The organism is Legionella drancourtii LLAP12, from assembly GCF_000162755.2.
Lineage (GTDB): Bacteria > Pseudomonadota > Gammaproteobacteria > Legionellales > Legionellaceae > Legionella > Legionella drancourtii.
On sequence record NZ_JH413835.1, the window covers coordinates 34,487 to 36,761 of the forward strand.

Below are 2,275 nucleotides of genomic sequence, written 5' to 3' on the forward strand. Positions count from 1 at the left end.
TGCTCTGTTGTTAACTGGTGAGTGCCCCCGTAATTGGGAAAGACCCGAAAGACCCCTACTTTTTAAAAAGTGGCGCGCCCGGAAGGATTCGAACCTCCGACCCTTTGGTTCGTAGCCAAATACTCTATCCAACTGAGCTACGGGCGCGTCGATTGGCGGAGAGAGAGGGATTCGAACCCTCGATGGGATTTCTCCCATACTCCCTTAGCAGGGGAGCGCCTTCGACCACTCGGCCATCTCTCCAATCAATTGTTCGGCAGTATATCAAAATTTTTGAGGACGTCAACACAAATTTTATTATCAGCTAAATAAAAATAATATTTGTTAAATTAAGGGCTTAAATAAATCTATATGGTCATTAAAAATCCAATACATGTTAATATAAAAAAATTTGTGTTAATAAATAAGGACAAAATCTTAATATTCTTTCCTCATGTGGCATATTGAACTATTAAAACATTTGGCACGACAGATTTGTAAAACAAATAAAAAAGAAGCAACTTTGTTTGTTGAGTATTTATTTTTTCTATTAGATCATTTATACGGTAAAAAGCCATTTGAAGCTTTGATGCTTATGGGGATTATTAAAGATCTCTTCTTTTTTGCAAAAAAAAATGAGAGTAGAGACATTTCATTATCTGATTTTTCCAGATTGTGTATTGGATTAGTAATTGTTCATACCAAGGCTGCATATGATCTACATGTAGGTAATAAAACGTTTATAAAGCTAATTAAGAATAAGAAAATATTTGCAGCGTTAAGTAAACAATATAAAATGGAGCGTCAGGATTCTGAGTATGGCAGCTTCTTTTCTTATGCCAGTCAATATAATTCAATTCCTGATATCTTTTATATCAATATGTTGACTAAAATTGAGCGAGAGGTTCTTGGCCAGCTAAAATATAAGGTGTCATGCGCTATTTACCCATTTAGCTACGTGATGTGTGCTTTGTTATTGCAAATTAGGCATCAATTTGATGTGACAACTGATCTTTTAAATTTTCTCTTACCTTATTTAGGTTGCAATGACGAATTTGATGAATTTATTGGTGCAATAGGTAACTTTCAAGATCTGCAATATTGTATAGATGACATCTATATGCAACTTAAGTCCTATGTAGCACAGAGCAAAAACGCGAACTATTGTACCTATTTATTTCCTGTTTTCTCCCTACGACATGGTCACGAAGTGGCTTCGATTATGAAACAAATTAAACGCCATGAATTATCTGATGTTGATTCCATTTTGGCACGATTAAATCAAATTAAAATTATTGACGTGGATGATAAATTAGCGGAGTTAATTCACTCGCTTGAAATTCTTTATGGCACAAGAAATGAAGATAATTATATGATTGAAGTTAGCGGCGCTTTAGAAATGGCAACAGACTGTAGACTAAACTTTATTATTTATTAATCTTAGAATTTAGTTCTTTTTATAATTTCCAAAATTTCTTGTTTACTGCTACTCTTAAACACTATAAAAATCAGGACATTGTCAGTGGCTTGATCGAAAATAATTATTAAGGAGGATCAATGAAACAAAAGTCGAATTTAAGTGGTCGAGACGTGTATGTCGTTGATGGGAGTCGGACCCCATATCTTAAGGCCAAGGGCATAGGTCCTTTTTCTGGATCTGATTTAGCAGTAGCTGCAGGGATGACTTTATTAAATCGACAACCATTTTCTCCTACTGACTTGGATCAAGTGATTCTAGGTAGTGCCATGCCTGGACCTGATGAGGCCAACATTGCACGAGTGGTCGCTTTACGCTTAGGGTGCGGTAATAACGTTCCTGCGTTTACCGTAATGAGAAATTGCGCTTCAGGTATGCAGGCACTGGATAATGCTGCTATAGACATAGCTAGTGGTCGCAGTGATTTGGTTCTTGCAGGTGGCACAGAGGCTATGAGCCATGCCCCTTTATTATTTAATCATAAAATGGTTTCCTGGCTAGCTAATTGGTATGGAGCTAAAAGTTTTGGTCAAAAACTCGGTCTTGTAAGCCAATTCAGACCCTCTTATCTTGCTCCAGTAATTGCATTACTACGCGGGCTTACTGATCCGATCGTTGGCATCAACATGGGACAAACAGCCGAAAAAGTCGCTTACCGCTTTAATATTACCCGCGAACAGATGGATGAGTATTCTGTACAAAGTCATTTAAAACTGGCAAAAGCTTATGCTGAAAATAGAATGTCTGAAGTAACGCCGATTATTGATAGCAAAGGTAAGGTTCATGCTCAAGATGATGGTATGCGTCCTGATTCGACTA

2 protein-coding genes and 2 tRNA genes are annotated in these 2,275 nt (G+C 37.1%); 2 read left to right on the top strand and 2 right to left on the bottom strand.

Annotation, left to right across the window (positions count from 1 at the left end; translation table 11 throughout):
• Positions 1-70: 70 nt before the first annotated feature.
• Both LDG_RS12495 and LDG_RS12500 read right to left on the bottom strand, forming a co-directional pair.
• Positions 71-147, bottom strand: a tRNA-Arg gene (locus tag LDG_RS12495).
• A gap of 6 nt (positions 148-153) precedes the next feature.
• A tRNA-Ser gene (locus LDG_RS12500) sits at positions 154-243 on the bottom strand.
• A 190-nt stretch (positions 244-433) separates the two neighbouring features.
• Between LDG_RS12500 and LDG_RS12505 the strand changes: the two genes are divergently transcribed.
• Both LDG_RS12505 and LDG_RS12510 read left to right on the top strand, forming a co-directional pair.
• Positions 434-1,417 (top strand): hypothetical protein, encoded by a 984-nt coding sequence (locus LDG_RS12505; protein WP_006871750.1) that lies wholly within the window; start codon positions 434-436, stop codon positions 1,415-1,417.
• A 119-nt stretch (positions 1,418-1,536) separates the two neighbouring features.
• Positions 1,537-2,275, top strand: a 739-nt coding sequence (locus LDG_RS12510; RefSeq protein ID WP_040535756.1) for a thiolase family protein, incomplete at its 3' end; no start/stop codon positions are given.